Below are 21,913 nucleotides of genomic sequence, written 5' to 3' on the forward strand. Positions count from 1 at the left end.
GGAGGTGTGGTCGGCACTTCGCTTCGCTCGTGCCGCTGTTCGCTCAATTCGCGTAGGACTCCAGTGGCTTGTCGTTGGGGTCCTGCAGCAGTTGCTTGAGCGTGTCGCTCATCGGCAGGTTCAGGGGCTTGTTCGTGGGCGGGATGGGCTGCATGAACCACTTGTCGTAGATCTTCGCGACCTCGCCCGACTTCATCATGTCGGTCAGGGCTCCGTCGACCGCTTTCTTGAAGACCGGGTCGTCCTTGCGGAACAGCAGCGCGATCGGCTCTGAGCCCAGCACTTCGCCGACGATCTTGAAGCCGTCGGGGTTCTTGCTGTTGGCGATGACGCCGGCGAGCAGGTTGTCGTCCAGCACAAAGGCGTCGGCGCGGCCGGATTCGAGCATGAGGAAGCTCTCGAAGTGGTCCTTGCCAAGCGAGGTGGGCAGGTTGACGTTGTTGTCCTTGCCGTACTTGCGCAGCAGCTGCACGGCCGTGGTGCCTGCGGATGCGGCGACGTTCCTGTTGTCGAGCTGCTTGAACGAGGTGATGCCGGAGTCCGCGCGCACCGCCATGCGGACCTGGCTCACGTAGGTCGTTACCGCGAAGGAGACCTGCTTCTGGCGGGTGAGGTTGTTGGTGGTCGGGCCGCAGCCCATGTCTACCGTGCCGTTTTCGACCAGCGGCATGGTGTTCTGCGCGGTGAGGGCCATGTATTCGAGCTTCACCTTGGGCGCGATGCGTGCCATCACCTTCTCGCAGAGCTCGACGTGGTAGCCCGCGTATTTGCGTTCCGCACCGATGGCGTAGGCCATGGGGGCCGAACTTTCGCGCACGCCGAGCACGATCTTGCCTGCGCTCTGGATTTTTTCCATCGTGCCTGCCGCGGGTGTCTGGGCATGTGCGGAGGCGGCCAACAAGCCGGCCAGTGCGAGGCCGGTCCAAACGAACTTCATGGGATCTCCTTCTGTCGTTGCAGTGATGCTTGCGGCCGCAAGCCATGCGCGGATGGGCACAATGGCTTGGCCTGCCTCACTATCGTTCAGAAGGGGCGCCGCGCCCAATAGAGGTTTGCACCAAGCAGTAAGTTATTTTTCGTGCGACTGCAGGTAGTGCAGCAAGCCGGCCGTGGACGGGTCGAGTTGTTCACTGTCTCCCGCCGCCAACAGCGGCTCCAGTTCCTTGGCGAGCACCTTGCCGAGTTCGACACCCCACTGGTCAAAGCTGTCGATGCCCCAGATCGCGCCACTGGTGAACACGCGGTGTTCGTACAGGGCGATCAGCGCACCGAACGAGGCGGGGTCGAGCCGCTCGAGCACGAGAAAAGTGCTCGGGCGGTTGCCGGTGAAATAACTGTGCCCGCTGCTGCCGGGGCGCCCCACCATGAGGGCCTGCGCCTGCGCAAGCGCGTTGGCCAAGAGGCGCGGATGGTGATCGGGCAGGTCATGCCCACCTTCGCGCAACGCAATGAACTCGACGGGCACGATGTCCGGACCCTGATGGATCATCTGGAAAAAAGCGTGCTGGCCGTTGGTGCCCGGCTCGCCCCAGATCACGGGCGATGTGGCGTATGGCAGGACCTCGCCCTGAGCATCGACGCCCTTGCCGTTGCTCTCCATTTCGAGTTGCTGCAAATAGGCGGGCAGACGGCGCAGGCCGTGGCTGTACGGCGCGATGCTGCGGCTGGTGAAACCGTGGAAATTGCGGTACCAGACATCGAGCAGGCCAAGACGCACCGGCAGATTCGACTCCAGCGGCGCGGTGCGGAAATGCTCGTCCATGAGATGCGCGCCGCGCAGCATCTCGCGAAAGTGCTGTTCGCCAATGGCGATCGCGATGGGCAGGCCAATGGCCGACCACATGGAATAGCGGCCGCCGACCCAGTCCCAGAAGCCGAGCGTGGTGTCGATGCCGAACTCCGAGGCCGCCGTCAGATTGGTCGTGAGCGCGATGAAGTGCTTGCTGAGCGAGCGCTTCGCGTCGCGCTCCACCGAGCCGCCGTTCGCCAGAAACCAGCGGCGCGCGGCGTGCGCGTTGAGCATGGTCTCGGCCGTCGTGAAGGTCTTGGAGGCGATCAGGAACAGCGTGCTCTCGGGCCGGATCTTGCGCAGCACGCTGCCAAGCTCCATGCCGTCCACGTTCGAGATGAAGTGCAGCGTCTTGCCCGGATGCGCGAAGCCTTCGAGCGCCTTCACCGCCATCGCGGGGCCGAGGTCGGATCCGCCGATGCCGATGTTGACGATGTCGGTGATCGCGTCGTCGGCGCGCACGCGCTCGGCGATCTCAAGCATCGCATCCAGTGTGTCATGCACCTCTGCAAGGCTCGCGGCGATGCCCTCATTGGCGACCTGCGCGTTTGCCGGACTGCGCAGCAGCCAGTGCATGACCGCGCGGTTTTCCGTGTTGTTGATCGGCTCGCCCGCGAACATCGCGTCGCGGTAGGCCTCGAGGCCCGCTTCGCGAGCGAGCTGGGTGAGCAGCTCGCGCGTTTTCAGGTCGATCAGGTTCTTCGACAGATCGGCAAACACCAGCGGTGCCTGCTGGCTGAAGCGCGCAAACCGTTCGCCGTCATCCGCAAAGGCGCCGCGCACGTTGAAGCCGTGCCCGGTCTTTTCAAAATGCGCCCCGAGCAGCTGCCAGGCGGCAGTGCGGTCGCAGCGCGTCCTCGGATCCATCATGCAGCGGCCAACATCATCTGTTCAAGCTTGGCCGCATCGGCTGCGAAAGCGCGAATGCCTTCCGCGAGCTTTTCGGTCGCCATGGCGTCGGCGTTGAGCGCGTAGCGGAAGCCCGCCTCGTCGTAGCTCACGGCAGGCAGGTCAAGCTGGCGCGCGGCCTGTGGATCGAGCGCACGGGTGATCGGCTCGTTGCTCTCGGCCAGCTTGGCGAGCAGATCGGGCGCGATCGTCAGCAGGTCCGAGCCCGCCAGCGCGATGATCTGGCCCACGTTGCGGAAGCTCGCGCCCATCACCTCGGTCCGAATGCCGAAGTGCTTGTAGTGGTTGTAGATGGCGCGCACGGATTGCACGCCGGGATCGTTGGCGCCGGCCATCTCGGCCTCGTTCCAAGTGGCGCCGGCCTGCTTCTTGTACCAGTCGTAGATGCGGCCCACGAACGGCGAGATCAGCTGCACCTTGGCCTGACCGCAGGCCACGGCCTGGGCGAACGAGAACAGCAGCGTGAGATTGGTGTGGATGCCGCGCTCCTCGAGCTGCTTGGCCGCCTGAATGCCTTCCCAAGTGGAGGCGATCTTGATCAGCACGCGGTCGATGTGCACGCCCTCGGCCTGATACAGCTCGACGATGCGCTCGGCGCGGGCCACGGTGGCCTCGGTGTCGAACGACAGACGGGCATCCACCTCGGTGGAGACGCGGCCTGGAATGATCGACAGGATCTCGCAGCCGAAGCGCACGATCAGGCGATCCATCAGCTCGTCGATGCTGCGGCCCTTGAAGCGGGTGACGCATTCCTGCATCAGCGGCGCGTACTCGGGCTTCTGCACGGCCTTGAGGATCAGCGACGGATTGGTCGTCGCGTCCTGCGGCTGGAAGGCGCTGAGCTGGTGAAAATCCCCGGTGTCCGCGACAACGGTGGTGAATTGCTTGAGTGCTTCGAGTTGGTTCATGGAAATTCTCCTCATCCAATGGCCTCGGATCATCCTCTGTCGGTCCGCCGATGAGGTTTGGCAACCCATGAGTGTATTCGCAGTGATGGAATGGGTTGAACGGGTATTGTCCTGCCTTGAAACTCGGTAACATCGGAACCAGCTCTTCAAGTTACAACTTCTCAACTATTTTTGCGCCATGAGTTTTGATCTGGTTTTGTTTGGCGGCACCGGCGATCTGGCTTGGCGCAAGCTGCTGCCCGCGCTGTTTCAGGCCTGGCGCCATGGTTCGCTGCCGCCGGGCGGGCGCATTCTGGGCGTCGCGCGCGACGATCTCAGTGACGACGCCTACCGCGCGCTGATCGCAAGCCGCCTCGATGCGGTCGAGTCCGACAAGCGCCCCAAAAGCGAAGAATTCGAAAAATTCGCGCAACTGCTGCAGTACCTGCGCATGGATCTGTCCCAGTCCGCCGACTATGAACGCCTCGCGCAGACCCTGCGCACGCGCGGTGCCGAGACGGTGGTGCTGTACCTGGCCACCGCACCCAACCTGTTCACCACCACCTGCGAGCAACTGGGCGCGGCAGGCCTGAACACGCCGAACACCCGCGTCGTGCTCGAAAAGCCGCTGGGTCACGACCTCGCTTCCAACCGCTCGATCAACGCGGCCGTGCGCAAGGTGTTCTACGAAAAGCAGATCTTCCGCATCGACCACTACCTCGGCAAGCCATCGGTGCAAAACCTGCTGGCCATGCGATTCGGCAATGCGCTCTTCGAGCCCCTGTGGCGCCGCGAGACTGTGGCCAGCGTCGAGATCACCATGGCCGAGAAGATCGGCGTGGAAAAGCGCGGATCGTTCTACGAAGGCACAGGCGCGCTGCGCGACATGGTGCAGAACCACGCGCTGCAACTGCTGTGCGCGATCGCCATGGAGCCGCCGATCAACGCGCACGCCGATGCGATCCGCGACGAAAAGCTCAAGGTGCTGCGCTCGCTCGCGCCCTGGAGCCCCGCGACACTCGCGCGCGACGTGGTGCGCGGCCAATACACCGCAGGCAGCCTGAGCGGCGACCGCGTGCCCGGCTATCTGAACGAGCCCGGCGTTGCCCCGGACAGCCGCACCGAGACCTTCGTCGCGCTGCGCACCGAGATCGCCAACTGGCGCTGGGCGGGCGTGCCGTTCTACATCCGCACCGGCAAGCGGCTGGCGGCCCACGAGGCGCACATCGTCCTCAACTTCCGCCCCGCGCCGCACCCGATCTACCGCACGCCGCTCGGCATGGCGAACCGTCTGGTGATTCACCTGCAGCCGCGCGACGGCCTCGCGCTGCACCTGTTCTCGGCGGGCAACGACAAGCGCGGCGCGCGTGCCGATGCCCAGTCGCTTGCGCCCGTGCAACTCGATCTCGACTTCGACAAGCGCTTTGGCAGCGAGCGCGTGGGTGCCTACGAACGCCTGCTGCTCGACGTGATCGCCGGGCGGCTGAACCTCTTCGTGCGCGCGGATGAACAAGAGGCCGCATGGCGCTGGGTCGAGCCCATCATGCAGGCTTGGAAAGACTCCGACGAAAGCCCCCGGCCCTATGCCGCAGGCACCTGGGGACCGAGCGCCGCCAGCGCTCTGGTCGCCCGCGATGGCAACACCTGGATGGAAGAATGCTAGACCGAATCACCGCATCCCTTCCCTCGCTTGCGCCCGCCGAACAGCGCGTGGCGAAGCTCGTGCTGGACGACCCGCGCGCGTTCTCCCACCTGCCGGTGCGCGAACTCGCGGCCCGCGCCAACGTGAGCAAGCCGACCGTCGTGCGCTTCTGCCGCAGCATGGGCTATGACGGCCTCGCCGATTTCAAGCTCAAGCTCGCGGGCAGCGTGAGCGAGGGCGTGCCCTTCATCCACCGCAGCGTGGACGCCGACGACAAGACCGGCGACGTGCTCGTCAAGGTCGTGGACAACGCGGTCGCCGCCTTCCTGCAGTACCGCAACGCCGCGAGCACTGCGGCGCTCGAACGTGCCGCAAAAGCCATCGCGTCGACCTGGCAGACCGGCAAGCGCATCGAGTTCTACGGTGCGGGCAACTCGGGCATCGTCGCGCAGGACGGACAGCACAAGTTCTTTCGCCTCGGCATCACCAGCATCAGCACCAGCGACGGCCACATGCAGGTGATGAGCGCCACCATGCTCGGCAAGGGCGACTGCGTGGTCATCATCAGCAACTCGGGCCGCACGCGAGATCTGATGGACGCGGCCGACATCGCGCGCAAGAACGGCGCGACGACGATCGCGATCACCGCCAGCGGCTCACCGCTCGCGCACACCTGCGAAATCCACCTCGCCGCCGATCACCCCGAGGGTTACGACCGCTACAGCCCCATGGTCTCGCGCCTGCTGCACCTGCTCATCATCGACGTGCTCGCCACCGCCGTGGCACTGCAGATCGGCGAACCGCTGCAGCCGGTACTGCAGCAGATGAAGAACAATCTGCGGGCGAAACGCTATACCTGATCGGGGCGGGACTGCCGTGATGCGCGTTCAGACGCGCATCATCAGATGATCGGGCACAGACTGCACGCTGGATGTACCCACGCTCGTCGCTGCGGCATCGACGCGAGCGTCGGCTTTTTCGGAGGGGCCGATGCTCTCCAGCCGACGCACCCAATGTTCCGACGTGTTGATGAATCGCTCGAAAACCTGCAGCATGGTCGGCGACGTCATGTGCTCGAGCGCCAGAGCTCGGCTCAGCACGATCTGGCGCTGTCCACCGTCCAGCCCCAGCGTCGCACCCTGCGTGCCGTCACCGAAGAGGTTCGCCTCCAGCAACTCGCGGTACAGCGACTCCAGCCCTCCTGCAGGAATGCCGCCAAGCACGCAGTACATTTGGACGATCTGCTCGTCCGGCAGGTGCTCGAAATCGATGCCCACCCGTTCACCAACCATCAATCGCGCGCAGTGCTGCGCGTTGAAGGCCAGTGGATGCGCCAGTCCAATGTTCTGACCTAGATCCCGCAGCAACTGCTCAGCGGAAATGCTCATTCGATGTTCTCCTTGGTTTGATTTCAACGCAACGTGCTGCAAGCCGCATCACGTCAGTTCGAAATGGCTGGCAAACGATACCGGCCCGTCGTAGCCGAATGTTCCATTGGCGTCGCAATGGATACGCCCGGATATCGAAATGAAGCTCGCATCCGGGTTGACCTTGGCCGTCTCCCCCGTCAGGGTTGGAATCGGATCTCCCGGTATGAATGACAAGATGGTGAGGTCTTTAAAATGTCCCAAGGTGTAGGTCACATTGAGAAAGTGCCCACCATGGCCATCGGATTCCACATGGAAGCTTTTGGAATGTTCGTGACTGCCACCGAGCATGAAGTTTCTGCCATCGGGAAGCGTGATCGGCGCTCCCGGCTTGTTCATCAGCCCATCGAAATCAGAGAGAAGCCCTTGATGCAGGATGCGCGAGATGGTCAGTGCCCTGTTGACATCGCCACCCGTCATTTTCAGTAGATTGACCTCTGCTTCATTCACCATGAGGTCATTGGCGGCCAGAGTGGACAATTGTCCCGTCTGCTGAACAGGATTGGCCAACGGCTGCTTGTTGCCGCTCGCATCCGTGAAGGCATAGGGCGTAGCCCGCGTGAGATCCTTTCGCAAATCCTTGCTGATGGCGCCTTGTGGAGATGCCGACGCATAGCGTTGACTTTGCTGGACGAAGGTTTGAAGCTCCGCATCCAGCCTTGCCTGCTGCTGCGTGTTCAGTATCTGAACCCCGCAAGCGTGCACCAGTCCCCGGTCGTCACCGATCACGCCATAGACCGAACCCACAATGGCCGCAGCCGAGCTGAAAGGCGATTTCGGCGGCGTCGCAGCGCCCATGTCCCGCGCCTCAAGATCCAGCGCCACGCAATGCCTGAGCATCCGCAGATCGACCGCGCGGCTCATCATCTCCTTGCCCAAGGCTGGCGAGAAATTCCCGTCATCCATCAGCACATTGCTGGCGGTTTTGCTCAACGTGTCGCACAGCTCGTTCATCACCGGCAAACGCATGGTGGCCGCCAGCTCCGTCACCTGCCCCGATTCGAGCGTCATCAGGGCCTTGAGCATCAAGCTCTCGCGCAGTTCCATGAGCTGATCCTCGCCATCGATCTTGCTGCCCAGCGCCATGAACAGCTTCAAGGCATCATCTCCCACCTTGCTCAACGCCTCCAGATGCACCAGAGCCTCCTCTGGGCGAGCACAGCGGAATGCCGCCGATACTGGCGCAAACGCCGCCGCATAGTTCTGCTCCATCTGACTTTTCATCAGACTGGCTCTTGCCTTCAGTTCATCGCTGCATCCCTGGATGCCGAACTCCTTGAGAGACTGAAGCAGCGTGATCACCTGGTCGTCGGACAGGCTCGCCACCTCCGCATGTGTGAGCGTCGCCAGCGACGCGGCCAGTGTCTGGACCTGCTGCTCAATCTTCGTTGCGCCCAATCGGTGCAAATGATTCAGTTCCGCATGGGCGTCGGACTGCTTCAACGTCTGGTGTGCAGCCGACAGGTCCGAAGCCAGTGTCGGAAGATTCCGCGGCAGCGTCGAGAGACTCGTCAATTGGGACAGCACGGAGTTTTCAAGCTGATCTGCGCGCGTCGTGACCGCCCCCATGATGAGATTGCGGCTCGCACCCACGTCTTCGCCGGCCAAGCGCGTCTGCGTGTGCAGCAGCGTGTACATGTCGGCGCTGGGCATGCTGTTCAGAATGAACGACGTCAGTGACGCGGCCGTCTGCTGCTGGGTGATCGTTGGCGCCTCTGGATCGACATGCAGGTCGATTGCCTGCAGCAGCACGGCATTCGACAACTCCTTGAATTGGTCCGGAGGCAAGCGGCCGTAGCCACATTGCATCAGCGCGTCGCTCGCCAACTGATGCAGCATGTCGTAGGTTCCACGCCCGCTGGCATTCTGAAGCACCTGCTGACTGACCTGCGCCATCGCAAGGTCCAACGAGGTGGACAGCTCCGAGTACACATGGTCCATCACCACTTGCTCCTGCTGAATGATGCCTTTGTCCAGGGCTCCTTTCAGTTGCTTGAGTGCGGTGCTGGCGTCCACGAGCGAAGGCTCAAGCTCTGCCAGCGCCTGCTTGAGCTGATGGATGTCCGCCATGTCCATGCGCGACAAGGCGGAGTTCACGGACTGCTCCAGCACACCCGAGAATTTCGCGCCGGCCTTGAGTGCTCCAGAGGCCGCGCCTTCGAGCTTGCTCGCCCATTTCCCCACTTCACCGACAGAGCCACCCGGCGTGGTCAATGCGCCAATGCATTTCTCCACCCCCTGCGTCGTCGCATGCACTCCCTCCCGCACTTTCCGGGCAGCGCGTGCCGCGCTGGTCTCGCCAGTCAAACCAAACACCCGGGACAAAAGCGCCGGAGCGGGTGGCGAAGCAAGTGCTGTTCTCACGGCCACTCTGGCGGGCATCGGAGTGGCTGGCCGTATTGAATGCCCGCCAAACGTCGCATTGCCGGGCACACTTTGCGGCTGCGGTTGCGCGACGGGTGCCGACAGTCCGGGATTGACAGTTTGGAGGCTCATGACAACGTCCTTAGAAGAAAGGCGGCCATGGATCCAATCGATCCACATCCGCATCATTCTGAGTAACACCGCCACGACATTGGTTCCATGACCTCACCGCCAATGCCTGCACGCAGCCAGATGGCGAGCACGCTGCGATCAGGAAATCATGCCTTCACGCCGGCACGAGCACCACCGGAATGCGCCCCTCCTCAACGGCGTGGCAAGCCACGCGCGATGCGCCATCGCCGAGCAGCTGCGGACGCTCGCTGCGGCAACGTTCGTTCGCGAACGGGCAGCGCGGGTTGAACGCGCAGCCAGGTGGAGGATTCAGCGGGTTGGGCACCTCGCCACGCACCGGCGTGCGTGCGCGGCCCGTGTCGTGCATTTTCGGGATCGCGTCGAGCAGCATGCGGGTGTAAGGGTGACGCGGACGCGAGAACAGCTCCTGCTTGTCCGCGATCTCGACCAGTCGTCCCAGATACATCACGCCAACCTGGTCGCTCACATGCCGCACCACGGCGAGGTTGTGGCTGATGAAGAGATAAGTGAGGTGCTGCTTGCGCTGCAGGTCCTTCATGATGTTGAGCACCTGCGCCTGCACCGAGACGTCGAGCGCCGACGTCGGCTCGTCGCAGACCAGAAATTCGGGCTCGGTCGCCAACGCGCGCGCAATCGAGATGCGCTGGCGTTGCCCTCCCGAGAACTGGTGCGGGTACTTGGCCATGTCCGCCGGAGCCAGCCCCACGGACTGCAGCAGTTCGCCCACGCGCTGCGTCAGCGCTTGCTTGTCGCTGATGAGGCCGTGTTCGATCAACGGCTCGGCCACGATGTCGCGCACCAGCCAGCGCGGATTCAGGCTGGCGTACGGGTCCTGAAAGATCATCTGGATGCGGCGGCGCATGCTGCGCATGTCGCTTCCGGCATAGGCCGCATGCGCGTCCTTGCCATCGAACTCGAAGCTGCCGCGCGTGGGCTCGTAGAGACCCACGAGCAGGCGCGCCACGGTGCTCTTGCCGCAGCCCGATTCGCCGACGAGCGCGAGCGTCTTGCCCTTCTGGATCTCGAAGCTCACGCCGTCCACCGCATGCAGCAGTGCGCGCGGCTTGCGCTCGAGCACGCGGTTGAGCCACGGCGGCGACACATCGAAAGTCTTGGCCAGATCCTGCGCGCGCACCAGTGGCTGTGTCGGTGACGATGCGGGGTTGTGATCGCGGTCGCTCATGCGGGAACTCCTGTCGCTGCCACGCCTGTCCCCGCCGTGTTTTCGCGGAGCCAGCACGCGGCCTGCGTCGCACCCGCGGGAAGCAGGTCGGGGCGCTCGCTGCGGCAGCGGTCGAACACCTGCGTGCAGCGCGGGTTGAACGCGCACCCCGTGGGAATGGCGTTCAGACGCGGCATCGCGCCGTCGATCTGGTTGAGGCGCTCGCGGTCTTCGTCCATGTCGGGAATCGATGCCATGAGGCCAGCGGTGTAGGGGTGGGCGGGATGGTTGATGACCTCGTGCACCGGGCCGATCTCCGCGACGCGTCCGGCGTACATCACGGCCACTCGGTCGCAGGTTTCGGCGATCACGCCCATGTCGTGCGTGATCAGCATGACGGCCGCGCCGCGCGAGCGGCAGATGTTCTTGAGCAGCGTGATGATCTGCGCCTGGATCGACACGTCCAGCGCGGTGGTGGGCTCGTCGGCGACGATCAGTTCGGGCTCGGCCGCGAGCGCGAGCGCGATCACCACGCGCTGGCGCATGCCGCCCGAGAACTGGTGCGGATAGTGATCGATGCGCTGCTCCGCCGCCGGAATGCCGGTGTCCTTGAGCAGCGAGATCGCCCGCTCGCGCGCCTGCGCGGCATTCAGCGGCAGATGCGTGGTGATGGTCTCGATGAGCTGGCGGCCGACGGTGTACAGCGGATTGAGCGAGGTGAGCGGATCCTGGAAGATCGCGCCGATGCGCCGGCCCCGGATGTGGCGCATCTTCTCTGCTGGCAGGTTGTCGATGCGCTCGCCGTTCAGCAGAATCTGGCCCGAGGCGATGTGCCCCGGCGGCTCCAGCAGGCCGATGATGGACGCGCCGGTAAGCGACTTGCCCGCACCGGACTCGCCCACCACGCCCAGGATTTCTCCGGGCGCTATCGAGAAGGAAATGTTGTCGAGCGCGCGCAGCGTGCCCTTGCGGTTCGGGAATTCGACGACGAGGTTCTGGACATCCAGCAATGACATGGCGCTCACCTCAACGCAGGCGGGGGTTGAGGGCGTCGCGCAACCAGTCGCCCAACAGATTGACGGACAAAGCGATCAGCACCAGCATGATGCCGGGGAACACCGTGATCCACCATTCGCCGGAAAACAGGTAGTCGTTGCCGATGCGGATCAGCGTGCCGAGCGATGGCGAGGTGGGCGGCGCGCCGACGCCGAGAAAGGACAGCGTCGCCTCCGTGATGATCGCCGTCGCGACCTGGATGGTGGCGAGCACCATCACCGGACCGAGCACGTTGGGCAGCACATGGCGGCGCATGATGCGAAACGGCGGCACGCCCGTCACGCGCGCGGCCTGCACGTATTCCTTGCCGTACTCGACCATGGTGCTGGCGCGCACCGTGCGCGCGTACTGCACCCAGCCGTTGCTGCCGGCAAAGGCAATCGCCAGCACCAGCACGGCGAACGCGACGCCCTCGGCAGCGTTCGGAAAGACGGCGCGGGCGACACCGGCGATCAAGAGCGCCACCAGAATCGCGGGGAACGAGGACACCACGTCGCAGGCACGCATGAGCAGTGCATCGATCCAGCCGCCCTTGGCGCCCGAGATCAGACCCAGCGTCACGCCGATCACGATGGACAGCGCCACCGACACCACACCGACGATCAGCGAGATGCGCGCACCGTAGATCAGCGCCGAGAGAATGTCGCGTCCCTGATCGTCCGTGCCGAGCGGATATTTGCCCGTGCCCTGCTCCAGCCATGCGGGCGGAAGACGCGCGTCCGACAGCTCGAGCGTGGTCAGATCGAACGGATTGTGCGGAGCCACCCAGGCGGCAAACACCGAACAGAAGATGCAGACGAAGGCGATCGCCGCCGCCAGCATGGCGACCGGCGAAGATCGGAAGCTGTGCGCGACATCGCTGTCCCACCAGCGGGCAAGGGTTGATTTCATCGACATGTGCTCTGCGCCTTTTGTTTGAATTGCCTGCCCATTGCGTTTCGTGGTTCGCTCATGCCCATGATTCACTCCGCCGCGGCCAGCGGCATGCCCTGCTCGATGAGGCCCGCATGCAGCGCCGCGCCCAGCGGAAGGATGTCGTCATTGAAGTCGTAGCGGCTGTTGTGCAGTGTGCTGTTGCCCGCGCCCATGCCCTGGCCAATGCGCAGATACGCACCCGGCTTGTTCTGCAGCATGAACGAGAAATCCTCGGCCCCCATGCTGGGCTCGAGGTCCCGCACCAGGTTCTCCTCGCCCACGATGGTGGCCGCCACGTCACCGGCGAAGCGCGCTTCGCTCTCGGTGTTGATCGTGGCCGGGTAGATGCGCTCGTAGCGCACGTTCACGCTCGCCCCAAAGCCCATGGCGATGCCGTTGCAGACTTCCTGAATGCGCCGCTCCACCATCTCCTGCACGGCGGGGTCGAACGAGCGCACGGTGCCCACCAGCGTCGCGCTTCCCGGCAGCACGCTGAAAGCACCGAGATCGCCTGCCTGCACCGCGCACAGGCTCACCACCGCACTGTCCAGCGGCCGCACATTGCGCGCAACGATGCCCTGCACCGCCGTGATGATGTGGCCCGCGACCAGCACCACGTCGACGGTCTGATAGGGATGCGCACCGTGTCCGCCCCTGCCCGTGATCTCGATGGTGATGCGGTCGGCCGCCGCCATCATCGGACCATCGTTGAGACCCACGGTGCCCGGCTTCATCTGCGGCCAGTTGTGCATGGCGAAGACCGACTGGATGGGAAAACGCTCGAACAGGCCGTCCTCGATCATCACGCGCGCCCCGCCAAGCCCCTCCTCGGCCGGTTGGAAGATCAGCGCCGCCGTGCCGTCAAACTGCCGCGTCGCGGCCAGATAGCGCGCCGCGCCCAGCAGCATGGTGACGTGGCCATCATGCCCGCAGCCATGCATCAGCCCCTGCCTGCAGGACTTCCAGGTGAACTCATTGCTCTCCTGCATCGGCAGCGCGTCCATGTCGGCACGCAGGGCCATCATGCTGCCGCTTGCGCGCGTCTGGCCGTGGATCAGCGCGACCATCCCGGTGCGGCCGATGTGCTCATGCACCTCGTCCACGCCGCTCTGGCGCAACGCCTCGGCAATGCGCTTGCTCGTGTACTGCTCCTCAAACCCCAGCTCAGGGTGCGCATGAAGGTCGCGCCGGAACGCGGTCAATTCGGGATGAAACCGCGTGATGTGCGCAAACGCCCGTCCGCCCGCCTTCCATCGTGTCGTCTGCATGTCAGTGCCCTCCTGCCTTGCCGCCGACGGCAAGACGTGGATCGACCGCGAAATACAGCATGTCCACCACCAGATTGATGATCACGAAGATCAGCGCGATCAGGCAGAGATAGGCGGCCATCACGGGGATGTCCGCGTACATCACCGCCTGGATGAACAGCAGACCCATGCCGGGCCACTGGAACACGGTCTCGGTGATGATCGCGAAGGCGATCAGGCCGCCGAGTTGCAGCCCGGTGATCGTCATCACCGGCACCAGCGTGTTCTTGAGCGCATGGCCGAAATAGATCGTGCGGTCGGTCAGCCCGCGTGCGCGTGCGAACTTGATGTAGTCGGTGCGCAGCACCTCGAGCATTTCCGCGCGCACCAGCCGCATGATCAACGTGAGCTGAAAGATCGCCAGCGTGATCGCCGGCAGGGCGATGTGGTGCCATCCCTTGGCGGTGAGCAGCCCCGTGCTCCACCAGCCCAGTTGCACCACATCGCCGCGCCCGAAGCTTGGGAACCAGCCGAGCGTGACCGAGAAGACGAGAATCAGCAGAATGCCGATCAGAAAGGTCGGCAGCGACACGCCCAGCAGCGAAATCGTCATGAACACCTGGCTCAGAAAGGTGCCACGCCTGAGCGCGGCATAGACGCCCATGGGCACTCCGACCAACAGCGCGATCACGGCGGCCACCAGCGCCAACTCCAGCGTCGCCGGAAAGCGTTCCGCGATCAGACGCGACACCTTCGCGCCCTGTCGCAGGCTCAGACCGAAGTCACCCTGAGCGGCGTTCACCAGAAAGTGCCAGAACTGCACGACGAAGGGCTGATCCAGCCCCAGAGAGGCGCGCAGTTCCTGGATCTGCTGCGGCGTCGCATCCTGCCCCAACATGGTGACCACGGGATCTCCGACGTACTGGAACAGCAGGAACGAAATGAACGCGACCGTGACCATCACGATCACGGCTTGAATCAGTCGGCGCAGGATGAAGGCGAGCATGCGGTGTGGGGAGGTCGGTCCTGAATTCTTCTTCAGTGCGCAGTAGCAGGAATCCTGCCAAGCTGAACGCTCTGTCCAATGAAACACTATGCCGCTGAGCACCGGGGAACAGCCGCCGGGAAATCCCTGACAGACAAATGCGACAGGCCCCATGCCGCTCAAAACGCCATGCCCACCACTCCATCCGCGCCGCGGATTCCACAGATCATCAAGGGGAATCCGTGCATGCACGGACACACGCAGTCACACAACCCACACGCCAACGGCGCTGCCCACCGCTTCACGACGAGGCACCAGCCCCGCCTGGATCACGGCACAAATGACAGGGACGAAAAAAAACCGCCGCTCCGAAGAGTGGCGGTTTTCATCTCTAACTCAAGCTGGCAGATGCCAGCCGGAAATTAGAAGGAGTGGCGGATACCAACTTGCAGGCCGGTTTGAGCCTTGCCAGCGCCAGGACCGTCTGTGTTCAGGTTCTTGGAAGCCAGACCCAGGTTTGCGCCGTCCTTGTTCTTCAGGTACGACACGTTGCCGTACACAGCAGTGCGCTTGGACAGGTTGTACACGTAGCCCAGGCTCAGCTGGTGCGACTTGGCATCGTCAAATGCCTTTTGGTCGTACAGAGCGTACTGGATCTTCACTTCGCCAGCGCCCACTGGAGCGGAAGCGCCCAGCATGTAAGCGTTGACCTTCTGGTTAGGAGCGCCGTCGATCTTGTCGCGGGTCTGTTGAACGATACCGTTCAGCTTCACAACGTTCAGGTTGTACGAAGCACCCAGAGTCAGGGCGTTGCGATCGCGGTTAGCGGCAACGGTGTCACGGTCGTCGTACGACAGAGCAACGCTCAGAGGACCGTTGTCATATGCAACGTAACCACCGATGTAACGACCAGCGTGGCCGGAAGTTTGCTCGTCGAAGCCGTAACCCACAGCTGCGTTGAAGCCGCCGAAGTTAGGTGTGTAGTACGAAACCATGTTGCTGGAACGGATGCCGTTTGCATCGCCAGCTGTACCGTACCAGTTGCTCCAGCCCATGAATTGGCCGATACCGGTTTGGTTGAACAGGTCGTAGGAGCTGGTCTTCGTGTAGCCAGGAGTCAGGTCACGACCCAGACGCACTTCACCGAAGCCGCCCGACAGGGACACGGTCGAACGACGCTTGAAGTTGAAGCCGGAAGCATTGCCGTCGTCACCGAAGATTTCGCCTTCGAGCCAGAAGCCAGCCTTCAGGCCGCCACCCAGATCTTCCACGCCGCGGAAGCCGATACGGCTGGTGTAGTTGCCGCTAGTGTAAACGCCGTACTTGCTGTCGCCAGCTGCGTTGGCCTTGTTCACATAGCCGATACCAGTGTCGACGATACCGAACAGGGTCACGGAAGATTGAGCCATCGCAGCGCCGGAGGAAGCCAGCACAGCCAGGGCAATCAGTGATTTTTTCATTGCGAGTTACTCCAAGGTTAAACAGAGGGCCCTGGATCAAGGGGACTAGAGGCACATACTTCTGTGCAGCCCGCCGGTTCCCCCGGGCCAACCTCCTGGTGGGGAAGTTAGTCCTATTGCAACAGACGCCGCGATCTTTCGCAAAGGAATTCCCTCACAAAGGGCTGAAAAGCCAGAATTCCGTTGCGGTGTTGCAACACCCCATATCCTCTAGTTAAAGCACTCAAACGGAGCTTCGTCAACCCGGCAATACGGCTATTTTTGTAAACAACCTGCAGCTGGATCGATTCTGCCGACAATAGCGCCCAATGGACCACATTCTTACCGCCGCAGACGCCGCCCTGCGCACCCTTTTCGCCACACCCAAGGCGAGCGAGCCCTCGCCCGCGGGCCACTCCGAGGAGCCGGAGCTGAGCAGCGACGAGCGCCGTCTCTCCGGGGCGCTGATGCGCGTGAACCACGTTGGCGAGGTCTGCGCTCAGGCGCTGTACCTCTCCCAGGCTGCGGTCACCCGCGATCCGCAGCTGCGTGAAAGCCTGCTCGAATCGGCCCGGGAAGAACTGGACCATCTGGCCTGGACCCGCGACCGTCTGGATGCGCTTGGCAGTCGCCCCAGCCTGCTCAACCCGCTGTGGTTCGCGGGCGCGTTCGCCATCGGCCTCGGTGCAGCCAAGGTGAGCGACCGGATCAGCCTCGGTTTTGTGGTGGAAACGGAACGTCAGGTGTCCGAACACCTGCAGGGCCACCTCGGAACGCTGCCCGAGGCGGACACGCCTTCACGTCAGGTGGTTGCCCGGATGCAACAGGACGAGGAGCGCCATGCCGCCCAGGCGCTCGCCGCAGGAGCCCAGGAGCTGCCCGCCCCCGCCCGCCTGCTCATGAAGATGGCCGCCAAGGTCATGACGACGACCGCTCACTATATATAGAGGAGCGGCGCACCCCTTGGGGAATCAGCCCTCGACGATCTCGAAACCGGTGGTGATCTCCGCCGTCTTGCCCAGCATGATGCTGGCCGAGCAGTACTTCTCGTGGCTCATCGCGATCGCGCGCTCCACCGCTGCCGGCGGGATGCCCTTGCCGGTCACGGTGAACTGCATGTGGATCTTCGTGAACACCTTGGGATCGGTGTCCGCGCGTTCTGAGGTGAGCTTGACGCTGCAGCCGCGCACATCGTGGCGCCCGCGCTTGAGAATCAGCACCACGTCATAGGCCGTGCAGCCACCAGTGCCCGCGAGCACCGTCTCCATCGGGCGCGGTGCGAGGTTCTGCCCACCGTTCTGCGGGTTCGCCGCATCGGGCGCGCCGTCCATGGTCAGGACATGGCCGCTGCCGGTTTCCGCCACGAAACCCATTCCGGAGCGGGTTCCCGAGTTGCCGGTCCAGCTGACTGTGCATTCCATCATCTTTCCTCTCAAAACTGACTCATCAACGCAACACCATGTCGCGCAATGAAGAATTCATGCTGATTTTGCTGCATCGCAGCAAGATTTGGGAGTAGAATTCAACTCATGCGCCAAACAACGCTGACAACAGCCTGATTTGTTTGGTGCGCCGATTGTCTCCTCCATCTCCTCAAAGGATGGATTTGGCCCCGAGCTTCACGGCTTGGGGCCATTTTTTTGCCTTTTTGAACATCGACTGTCTGCTTTGCACCGCGTGCAGGCCAGCTTGTTCCTATGATGGCGGCCCAAGCACTGCCATCGCTCAGTGCCACCGGACCGCCAGATGACGAACAAACAACAGACACTCAGCCCCTTTGACTACCTCAAGAAGATCCTGACCGCCCGCGTCTACGACGTCGCCGTCGAGTCCGATCTCCAGGTCGCCAAGTCCCTCAGCCGCCGCCTGCACAACAAGGTGCTGCTCAAGCGCGAGGACCAGCAGCCCGTGTTCAGCTTCAAGCTCCGCGGCGCCTACAACAAGATGGCCCAGCTCACGCCCGAGCAACTGTCGCGCGGCGTGATCTGCGCCTCCGCCGGCAACCACGCGCAGGGTGTGGCGATGAGCGCCTCCAAGCTGGGCACGCGAGCCGTGATTGTGATGCCAACCACGACGCCTCAATTGAAAATCGATGCAGTGAAAACCCTTGGCGGCGAGGTCGTGCTGAGCGGCGAGAGCTACAACGACGCCTATGACCATGCGGCCAGGCTGCAGAAGGAAGAAGGCCTGACCTTTGTGCATCCCTTCGATGATCCGGACGTGATCGCGGGACAGGGCACGATCGCCATGGAGGTGCTGCGCCAGCTCCAGGCGCTCGGCAGCAACAGGCTTGACGCGGTGTTCGTCGCCATCGGCGGCGGCGGCCTGATCTCGGGCGTGGCCAACTACATCAAGGCCGTGCGCCCCGACATCAAGGTGATCGGCGTGCAGATGAACGATTCCGACGCGATGATGCAGTCCGTCAAGGCGCACCAGCGCGTGACGCTGCCCGACGTGGGCCTGTTCTCCGACGGCACGGCCGTCAAGCTGGTCGGCGAGGAGACCTTCCGCGTCGCCAGCGGTCTGGTGGACGATTTCGTCACCGTGGACACCGATGCCGTCTGCGCCGCGATCAAGGACATCTTCGTGGACACGCGCTCCATCGTCGAGCCCGCCGGCGCCATGTCGGTGGCGGCCATCAAGCAGTACGTCGCCAAGAACAAGACCAAGGGCGAGACCTACGCCGCCATTCTCTGCGGCGCAAACATGAACTTCGACCGCCTGCGCTTCGTCGCGGAGCGCGCCGAGGTCGGCGAGGAGCGCGAGGCCCTCTTCGCGGTGACCATTCCCGAAGAGCGCGGCAGCTTCAAGCGCTTCTGCGAAGTGGTCGGCTCCCTCCCCGGCGGCAGCCGCAACGTCACCGAGTTCAACTACCGCATCAGCAACGAAAAGCGCGCCCATGTGTTCGTCGGCCTCACGACCCATGGCCGCGGCGAATCCGAAAAGATCGCGAAGAACTTCCAGAAGCAAGGCTTCGACTCGCTCGACCTGACACATGACGAACTGGCCAAGGAGCATCTGCGCCACCTCGTCGGCGGCCATTCGTCGCTCGCGCAGGACGAGCGCCTGATGCGCTTCACCTTCCCGGAACGCCCGGGCGCGCTGCTCAAGTTCCTCAGCCTGATGCAGCCACACTGGAACATCAGCCTGTTCCACTACCGCAATCAGGGCGCGGACTACGGTCGCATTCTGGTGGGCATGCAGGTGCCGCCCGAGGACGCAGCGGAGTTCGACCAGTTCCTCACGACGCTGGGCTACCCCTTCGTCGAAGAGACGCTCAACCCCGCCTACCGCCTGTTCCTCCAGGCCAGCGGCAACTGAGCGCACGCCGCGCACTCCACCGCAACTGACTTCGCCATGCAAGCGATCCGCCACTATCTGCTGGCCGTGCAGTTCTTCACGCGCATTCCGGTGAGCGGACCGCTGGCGGACTGGGTCGGCTACAGCCCGGCCATGCTGCGCGCGAGCGCCGCGCATTTCCCGGGCGTGGGCTGGCTGGTCGCGGTGATCGCCGCCGCGAGCTTCGGTGCGATCAGCTGGCTGCTGGGCCCCGCGCAGATCTTCACCCCGCTCGTGGCCGCCGTGCTCAGCACCATCGTCACCGTGCTCGCCACAGGAGGCTTTCACGAGGACGGTCTGGCCGACGTGGCCGATGGCCTGGGCGGCGGCTACCAGCGCGAGCGCGTGCTCGAGATCATGAAGGACTCGCGCATCGGTGCCTTCGGCGCGATGGCGCTGGTGCTGGCGTTCGCAGCCAAGTTCGCGCTGCTCGCGCTGCTCGGGCAGCAAGGGCTGTCCATCGCGCTTTGGGCGCTGCTCTGCGGCCATGTGGTGTCGCGATTCTGGCCGCTGATCGCCGTGCGCACGCTGCCGCACGTGGGCGACACCGCCACCTCCAAGAGCAAGCCGCTGGCCGATCAGATCACGCCCGGCGCGCTGGTCACCGCGCTGCTCTGGTGCGTGATTCCGGTGCTGCTCTTCGCACTGGCGCTCGGCTGGCGGACGGCGGCCGTGGCGGTGCTGACCAGCGGCCTTGGAGCCGTCTGGATGCTCTGGCGGTTCCACAAGCGCCTGCAGGGCTTCACCGGCGACTGCCTCGGCACGATCCAGCAGGTGAGCGAGATCGCCTTCTATCTGGGCGTGGCCATCGCCGCAGGGCAGCAGTGGATCTTGCCGATCCAGCCATGGCTGAGCCTGTGAACACGCCGCGCCTGTGGCTCGTGCGGCATGCACGGCCATTGGTGGCGCCCGGCGTCTGCTACGGGGGGCTTGATGTCGCCGCCGACGACAAACACACCCAAGCCAGCGCGCTGCGCCTGCACTCCGCCTTGCCACCGCACATCACCGTCATTCACAGCTCGCCGCTGCGCCGCTGCCGGCAATTGGCGGATGAGCTGTTCTCTCTGCGCGCCAACACAGCCCCGATCCAGCTCGACGCTCGACTGCAGGAAATGGATTTCGGCACCTGGGAAGGCCGCCGCTGGAACGACATCGCCCGAGCGGAGATCGATGCGTGGACAGCGGACTTCACCCGCTTTCGTCCCGGCGACGGCGAGCCGCTGCAGCAGATGCTGGCGCGCGTCGCACAGGCTCTGCACGACGCTCAACAATCGGGGAAGGACGCCGTCTGGATCACCCACGCGGGCGTGATCCGCTGCGTGCTGTGGCTTCTGGAGCATGGGCACGACGAGCCCAAGGCCAACGAGTGGACGATGGCAGCACCCGGGTTCGGCGAATGGTTTTGCCTTCCCTTTGCTCCTCCTTGATCACCACTCAATTGCAAGCGAACGCAATCATTGTCCCTGCGCGGGATTGAACGGCGGGGGCGTGATGCCGGGAGTCGTGCCCTGGGGCATCATCGGCGATTGAACAGCCGGGGGAACCGCACCGGCAGGTGGCGGCTGGTACGCGGGGGACGACGCGGGCGCGTTGGCCGCGACCTTGAGCGGCATCTGCAGCGTCATCGACGCAGGGCCCTTGAGATCGAATCCCAGCACCGCCTCGCGCTTGTTCACCGACTGCAACACCATGCCCTCGGCCACTGGAGCGCCGATGCGGTACGGCTTGGCGGGCTTGCCATCCACCTCGATCAGCGCGGCGCCGTGACCGCTGCGGGTGCCGGCCAGCACGCCCACGAGGGTGTAGCGCGTGGGCGCGGCGGGGGCCGCCTTGGCGACCACTTCGGTGCCGCCCAGCAGACGCACCAGCGACGGCACGTCGACGACCGTGGGCGCGGCCGGCAGCGCGGACGCTCCCTGACCCAGCTGGGAAGCCGAGAGCCTGAGCCCCCAGAACACCACGCAGGCTGCCGCCAGAAACCACAAAACGAGGGTTCCGGCGCCCACCTTCCAACGGCTGTATGTGTTTGTCACCATCACGCGATTATGATTGACCCGATAACCACATTCCAAGTCGATCTGACGACATGCTGCAAACTGCCCAAGCCCTCGCCCGTTCCTCCCGCCGCAAAATCGCGCGCGGCTTCACTCTGATCGAGCTGATGGTCGTGCTCGTCATCATCGGCGTGCTGGCCGCGCTGATCGTGCCCAACGTGCTCGACCGCGCCGACGACGCGCGCAGCACCGCGGCTCGCACCGACATCACCAACCTGATGCAGGCGCTCAAGATGTACCGCCTCGACAACCAGCGCTACCCCACGGCCGAGCAGGGCCTGCAGGCGCTGATCGCCAAGCCCGCGAGCGGCCCGGTGCCGAACAACTGGCGCCCGTACCTCGAAAAACTGCCCAATGACCCTTGGGGCCGTCCCTATCAGTACCTCAGCCCCGGCGTGAAGGGCGAGGTGGATGTGATGTCCTTTGGCGCCGACGGTCAATCCGGCGGCGAAGGCAAGAACGCGGACGTGGGCAGCTGGCAATAAACCCGGACACTGACCGCGCTCCGTGCCTTCTCCCGTCGCCCTTTCGTCAAGAAACCCTTT

Annotated in this window: 20 protein-coding genes; 7 read left to right on the plus strand and 13 right to left on the minus strand. The window is 63.9% G+C overall.

The genetic code is table 11. From position 1 onward, the window contains the following. Nucleotides 1-43: 43 nt before the first annotated feature. The 3 genes from ISG32_RS06485 to tal all read right to left on the minus strand — a co-directional run bounded on the left by ISG32_RS06485 (nucleotide 44) and on the right by tal (nucleotide 3,606). Nucleotides 44-937, minus strand: coding sequence for an amino acid ABC transporter substrate-binding protein (locus tag ISG32_RS06485; RefSeq protein ID WP_194770179.1), 894 nt, complete (start codon nucleotides 935-937; stop codon nucleotides 44-46). Between the two features lie 132 nt (nucleotides 938-1,069). Continuing rightward, a complete protein-coding gene (pgi, locus tag ISG32_RS06490) occupies nucleotides 1,070-2,659 on the minus strand; it encodes a glucose-6-phosphate isomerase (protein WP_228529621.1) in 1,590 nt (529 codons plus the stop codon). After that, a complete protein-coding gene (tal, locus tag ISG32_RS06495) occupies nucleotides 2,656-3,606 on the minus strand; it encodes a transaldolase (RefSeq protein ID WP_194770180.1) in 951 nt (316 codons plus the stop codon). Before tal ends, pgi begins: the two co-directional genes overlap by 4 nt. Nucleotides 3,607-3,784: 178 nt before the next feature. Between tal and zwf the strand changes: the two genes are divergently transcribed. Together zwf and ISG32_RS06505 are read left to right on the plus strand one after the other, a co-directional pair. Then, nucleotides 3,785-5,248, plus strand: coding sequence for a glucose-6-phosphate dehydrogenase (gene zwf / locus ISG32_RS06500; RefSeq protein WP_194770181.1), 1,464 nt, complete (start codon nucleotides 3,785-3,787; stop codon nucleotides 5,246-5,248). Then, nucleotides 5,242-6,087 carry a MurR/RpiR family transcriptional regulator gene (locus ISG32_RS06505; RefSeq protein WP_194770182.1) on the plus strand — a complete coding sequence of 282 codons (846 nt, stop codon included), beginning with the start codon at nucleotides 5,242-5,244 and terminating at the stop codon, nucleotides 6,085-6,087. The genes zwf and ISG32_RS06505 overlap by 7 nt, the downstream gene beginning before the upstream one ends. Nucleotides 6,088-6,114: 27 nt before the next feature. On the opposite strand, the gene ISG32_RS06510 is transcribed toward ISG32_RS06505, so the two are convergent. The 8 genes from ISG32_RS06510 to ISG32_RS06545 all read right to left on the minus strand — a co-directional run bounded on the left by ISG32_RS06510 (nucleotide 6,115) and on the right by ISG32_RS06545 (nucleotide 15,996). Then, nucleotides 6,115-6,615, minus strand: coding sequence for a type III secretion system chaperone (locus ISG32_RS06510; protein WP_194770183.1), 501 nt, complete (start codon nucleotides 6,613-6,615; stop codon nucleotides 6,115-6,117). 48 nt (nucleotides 6,616-6,663) lie between these two features. Continuing rightward, nucleotides 6,664-9,150, minus strand: a complete 2,487-nt coding sequence (locus ISG32_RS06515; RefSeq protein ID WP_194770184.1) for a hypothetical protein — start codon at nucleotides 9,148-9,150, stop codon at nucleotides 6,664-6,666. A 154-nt stretch (nucleotides 9,151-9,304) separates the two neighbouring features. Beyond that, nucleotides 9,305-10,354 carry an ABC transporter ATP-binding protein gene (locus ISG32_RS06520; RefSeq protein WP_194770185.1) on the minus strand — a complete coding sequence of 350 codons (1,050 nt, stop codon included), beginning with the start codon at nucleotides 10,352-10,354 and terminating at the stop codon, nucleotides 9,305-9,307. Continuing rightward, on the minus strand, nucleotides 10,351-11,349 hold the full coding sequence (locus tag ISG32_RS06525; RefSeq protein ID WP_194770186.1) for an ABC transporter ATP-binding protein: 999 nt from the start codon (nucleotides 11,347-11,349) through the stop codon (nucleotides 10,351-10,353). Before ISG32_RS06525 ends, ISG32_RS06520 begins: the two co-directional genes overlap by 4 nt. A 10-nt stretch (nucleotides 11,350-11,359) precedes the next feature. Continuing rightward, on the minus strand, nucleotides 11,360-12,280 hold the full coding sequence (locus ISG32_RS06530; RefSeq protein ID WP_194770450.1) for an ABC transporter permease: 921 nt from the start codon (nucleotides 12,278-12,280) through the stop codon (nucleotides 11,360-11,362). Between the two features lie 71 nt (nucleotides 12,281-12,351). After that, nucleotides 12,352-13,572, minus strand: a complete 1,221-nt coding sequence (locus ISG32_RS06535) for a M20 aminoacylase family protein (RefSeq protein ID WP_194770187.1) — start codon at nucleotides 13,570-13,572, stop codon at nucleotides 12,352-12,354. A 1-nt stretch (nucleotide 13,573) separates the two neighbouring features. Further along, on the minus strand, nucleotides 13,574-14,557 hold the full coding sequence (locus ISG32_RS06540) for an ABC transporter permease (protein WP_194770188.1): 984 nt from the start codon (nucleotides 14,555-14,557) through the stop codon (nucleotides 13,574-13,576). A 401-nt stretch (nucleotides 14,558-14,958) separates the two neighbouring features. Then, nucleotides 14,959-15,996 carry a porin gene (locus ISG32_RS06545; RefSeq protein ID WP_194770189.1) on the minus strand — a complete coding sequence of 346 codons (1,038 nt, stop codon included), beginning with the start codon at nucleotides 15,994-15,996 and terminating at the stop codon, nucleotides 14,959-14,961. A gap of 308 nt (nucleotides 15,997-16,304) precedes the next feature. Between ISG32_RS06545 and coq7 the strand changes: the two genes are divergently transcribed. Next, nucleotides 16,305-16,922 carry a 2-polyprenyl-3-methyl-6-methoxy-1,4-benzoquinone monooxygenase gene (gene coq7, locus ISG32_RS06550; RefSeq protein WP_194770190.1) on the plus strand — a complete coding sequence of 206 codons (618 nt, stop codon included), beginning with the start codon at nucleotides 16,305-16,307 and terminating at the stop codon, nucleotides 16,920-16,922. 24 nt (nucleotides 16,923-16,946) lie between these two features. Here the strand turns inward: coq7 and ISG32_RS06555 are convergent, their stop codons facing one another. Then, complete coding sequence (locus tag ISG32_RS06555) at nucleotides 16,947-17,396, minus strand: OsmC family protein (RefSeq protein ID WP_194770451.1); 450 nt, start codon at nucleotides 17,394-17,396, stop codon at nucleotides 16,947-16,949. A 325-nt stretch (nucleotides 17,397-17,721) separates the two neighbouring features. On the opposite strand from ISG32_RS06555, the gene ilvA reads away from it, so the two are divergent. From ilvA to ISG32_RS06570, 3 genes are read left to right on the plus strand one after another with little or no spacing between them, the layout of a single operon-like run. Continuing rightward, nucleotides 17,722-19,296 (plus strand): threonine ammonia-lyase, biosynthetic, encoded by a 1,575-nt coding sequence (gene ilvA, locus ISG32_RS06560; protein WP_194770191.1) that lies wholly within the window; start codon nucleotides 17,722-17,724, stop codon nucleotides 19,294-19,296. A 36-nt stretch (nucleotides 19,297-19,332) separates the two neighbouring features. Then, nucleotides 19,333-20,175, plus strand: a complete 843-nt coding sequence (locus ISG32_RS06565; RefSeq protein WP_194770192.1) for an adenosylcobinamide-GDP ribazoletransferase — start codon at nucleotides 19,333-19,335, stop codon at nucleotides 20,173-20,175. Beyond that, nucleotides 20,160-20,741 carry a histidine phosphatase family protein gene (locus ISG32_RS06570; RefSeq protein ID WP_194770193.1) on the plus strand — a complete coding sequence of 194 codons (582 nt, stop codon included), beginning with the start codon at nucleotides 20,160-20,162 and terminating at the stop codon, nucleotides 20,739-20,741. Before ISG32_RS06565 ends, ISG32_RS06570 begins: the two co-directional genes overlap by 16 nt. A 27-nt stretch (nucleotides 20,742-20,768) precedes the next feature. Here the strand turns inward: ISG32_RS06570 and ISG32_RS06575 are convergent, their stop codons facing one another. After that, the gene (locus tag ISG32_RS06575) at nucleotides 20,769-21,350 is read right to left on the minus strand and encodes a type II secretion system protein N (RefSeq protein ID WP_194770194.1); all 582 of its coding nucleotides are present in this window, start codon (nucleotides 21,348-21,350) and stop codon (nucleotides 20,769-20,771) included. A 50-nt stretch (nucleotides 21,351-21,400) separates the two neighbouring features. Here ISG32_RS06575 and gspG point away from each other — a divergent pair, with 50 nt between their 5' ends. Next, nucleotides 21,401-21,853 carry a type II secretion system major pseudopilin GspG gene (gene gspG / locus ISG32_RS06580; protein ID WP_194770195.1) on the plus strand — a complete coding sequence of 151 codons (453 nt, stop codon included), beginning with the start codon at nucleotides 21,401-21,403 and terminating at the stop codon, nucleotides 21,851-21,853. The last annotated feature ends 60 nt before the right edge of the window (nucleotides 21,854-21,913 follow it).

The sequence above is a fragment of the Diaphorobacter caeni genome (assembly GCF_015354245.1).
GTDB classification, from domain to species: Bacteria; Pseudomonadota; Gammaproteobacteria; order Burkholderiales; family Burkholderiaceae_C; genus Diaphorobacter_A; species Diaphorobacter_A caeni.

What these genes read in the sequence shown, in the direction of transcription:
- ISG32_RS06570 (WP_194770193.1), top strand. Translation starts at nt 20,160, where the DNA reads ATGGCTGAGCCTGTGAACACGCCGCGCCTGTGGCTCGTGCGGCATGCA.
- ISG32_RS06520 (WP_194770185.1), bottom strand. Translation starts at nt 10,354, where the DNA reads ATGAGCGACCGCGATCACAACCCCGCATCGTCACCGACACAGCCACTG.
- ilvA (WP_194770191.1), top strand. Translation starts at nt 17,722, where the DNA reads ATGACGAACAAACAACAGACACTCAGCCCCTTTGACTACCTCAAGAAG.
- ISG32_RS06555 (WP_194770451.1), bottom strand. Translation starts at nt 17,396, where the DNA reads ATGGAATGCACAGTCAGCTGGACCGGCAACTCGGGAACCCGCTCCGGA.
- ISG32_RS06515 (WP_194770184.1), bottom strand. Translation starts at nt 9,150, where the DNA reads ATGAGCCTCCAAACTGTCAATCCCGGACTGTCGGCACCCGTCGCGCAA.
- ISG32_RS06485 (WP_194770179.1), bottom strand. Translation starts at nt 937, where the DNA reads ATGAAGTTCGTTTGGACCGGCCTCGCACTGGCCGGCTTGTTGGCCGCC.
- ISG32_RS06545 (WP_194770189.1), bottom strand. Translation starts at nt 15,996, where the DNA reads ATGAAAAAATCACTGATTGCCCTGGCTGTGCTGGCTTCCTCCGGCGCT.
- pgi (WP_228529621.1), bottom strand. Translation starts at nt 2,659, where the DNA reads ATGATGGATCCGAGGACGCGCTGCGACCGCACTGCCGCCTGGCAGCTG.
- ISG32_RS06540 (WP_194770188.1), bottom strand. Translation starts at nt 14,557, where the DNA reads ATGCTCGCCTTCATCCTGCGCCGACTGATTCAAGCCGTGATCGTGATG.
- gspG (WP_194770195.1), top strand. Translation starts at nt 21,401, where the DNA reads ATGCTGCAAACTGCCCAAGCCCTCGCCCGTTCCTCCCGCCGCAAAATC.
- ISG32_RS06575 (WP_194770194.1), bottom strand. Translation starts at nt 21,350, where the DNA reads ATGGTGACAAACACATACAGCCGTTGGAAGGTGGGCGCCGGAACCCTC.
- tal (WP_194770180.1), bottom strand. Translation starts at nt 3,606, where the DNA reads ATGAACCAACTCGAAGCACTCAAGCAATTCACCACCGTTGTCGCGGAC.
- ISG32_RS06530 (WP_194770450.1), bottom strand. Translation starts at nt 12,280, where the DNA reads ATGAAATCAACCCTTGCCCGCTGGTGGGACAGCGATGTCGCGCACAGC.
- ISG32_RS06565 (WP_194770192.1), top strand. Translation starts at nt 19,333, where the DNA reads ATGCAAGCGATCCGCCACTATCTGCTGGCCGTGCAGTTCTTCACGCGC.
- ISG32_RS06525 (WP_194770186.1), bottom strand. Translation starts at nt 11,349, where the DNA reads ATGTCATTGCTGGATGTCCAGAACCTCGTCGTCGAATTCCCGAACCGC.
- ISG32_RS06505 (WP_194770182.1), top strand. Translation starts at nt 5,242, where the DNA reads ATGCTAGACCGAATCACCGCATCCCTTCCCTCGCTTGCGCCCGCCGAA.
- ISG32_RS06510 (WP_194770183.1), bottom strand. Translation starts at nt 6,615, where the DNA reads ATGAGCATTTCCGCTGAGCAGTTGCTGCGGGATCTAGGTCAGAACATT.
- zwf (WP_194770181.1), top strand. Translation starts at nt 3,785, where the DNA reads ATGAGTTTTGATCTGGTTTTGTTTGGCGGCACCGGCGATCTGGCTTGG.
- ISG32_RS06535 (WP_194770187.1), bottom strand. Translation starts at nt 13,572, where the DNA reads ATGCAGACGACACGATGGAAGGCGGGCGGACGGGCGTTTGCGCACATC.
- coq7 (WP_194770190.1), top strand. Translation starts at nt 16,305, where the DNA reads ATGGACCACATTCTTACCGCCGCAGACGCCGCCCTGCGCACCCTTTTC.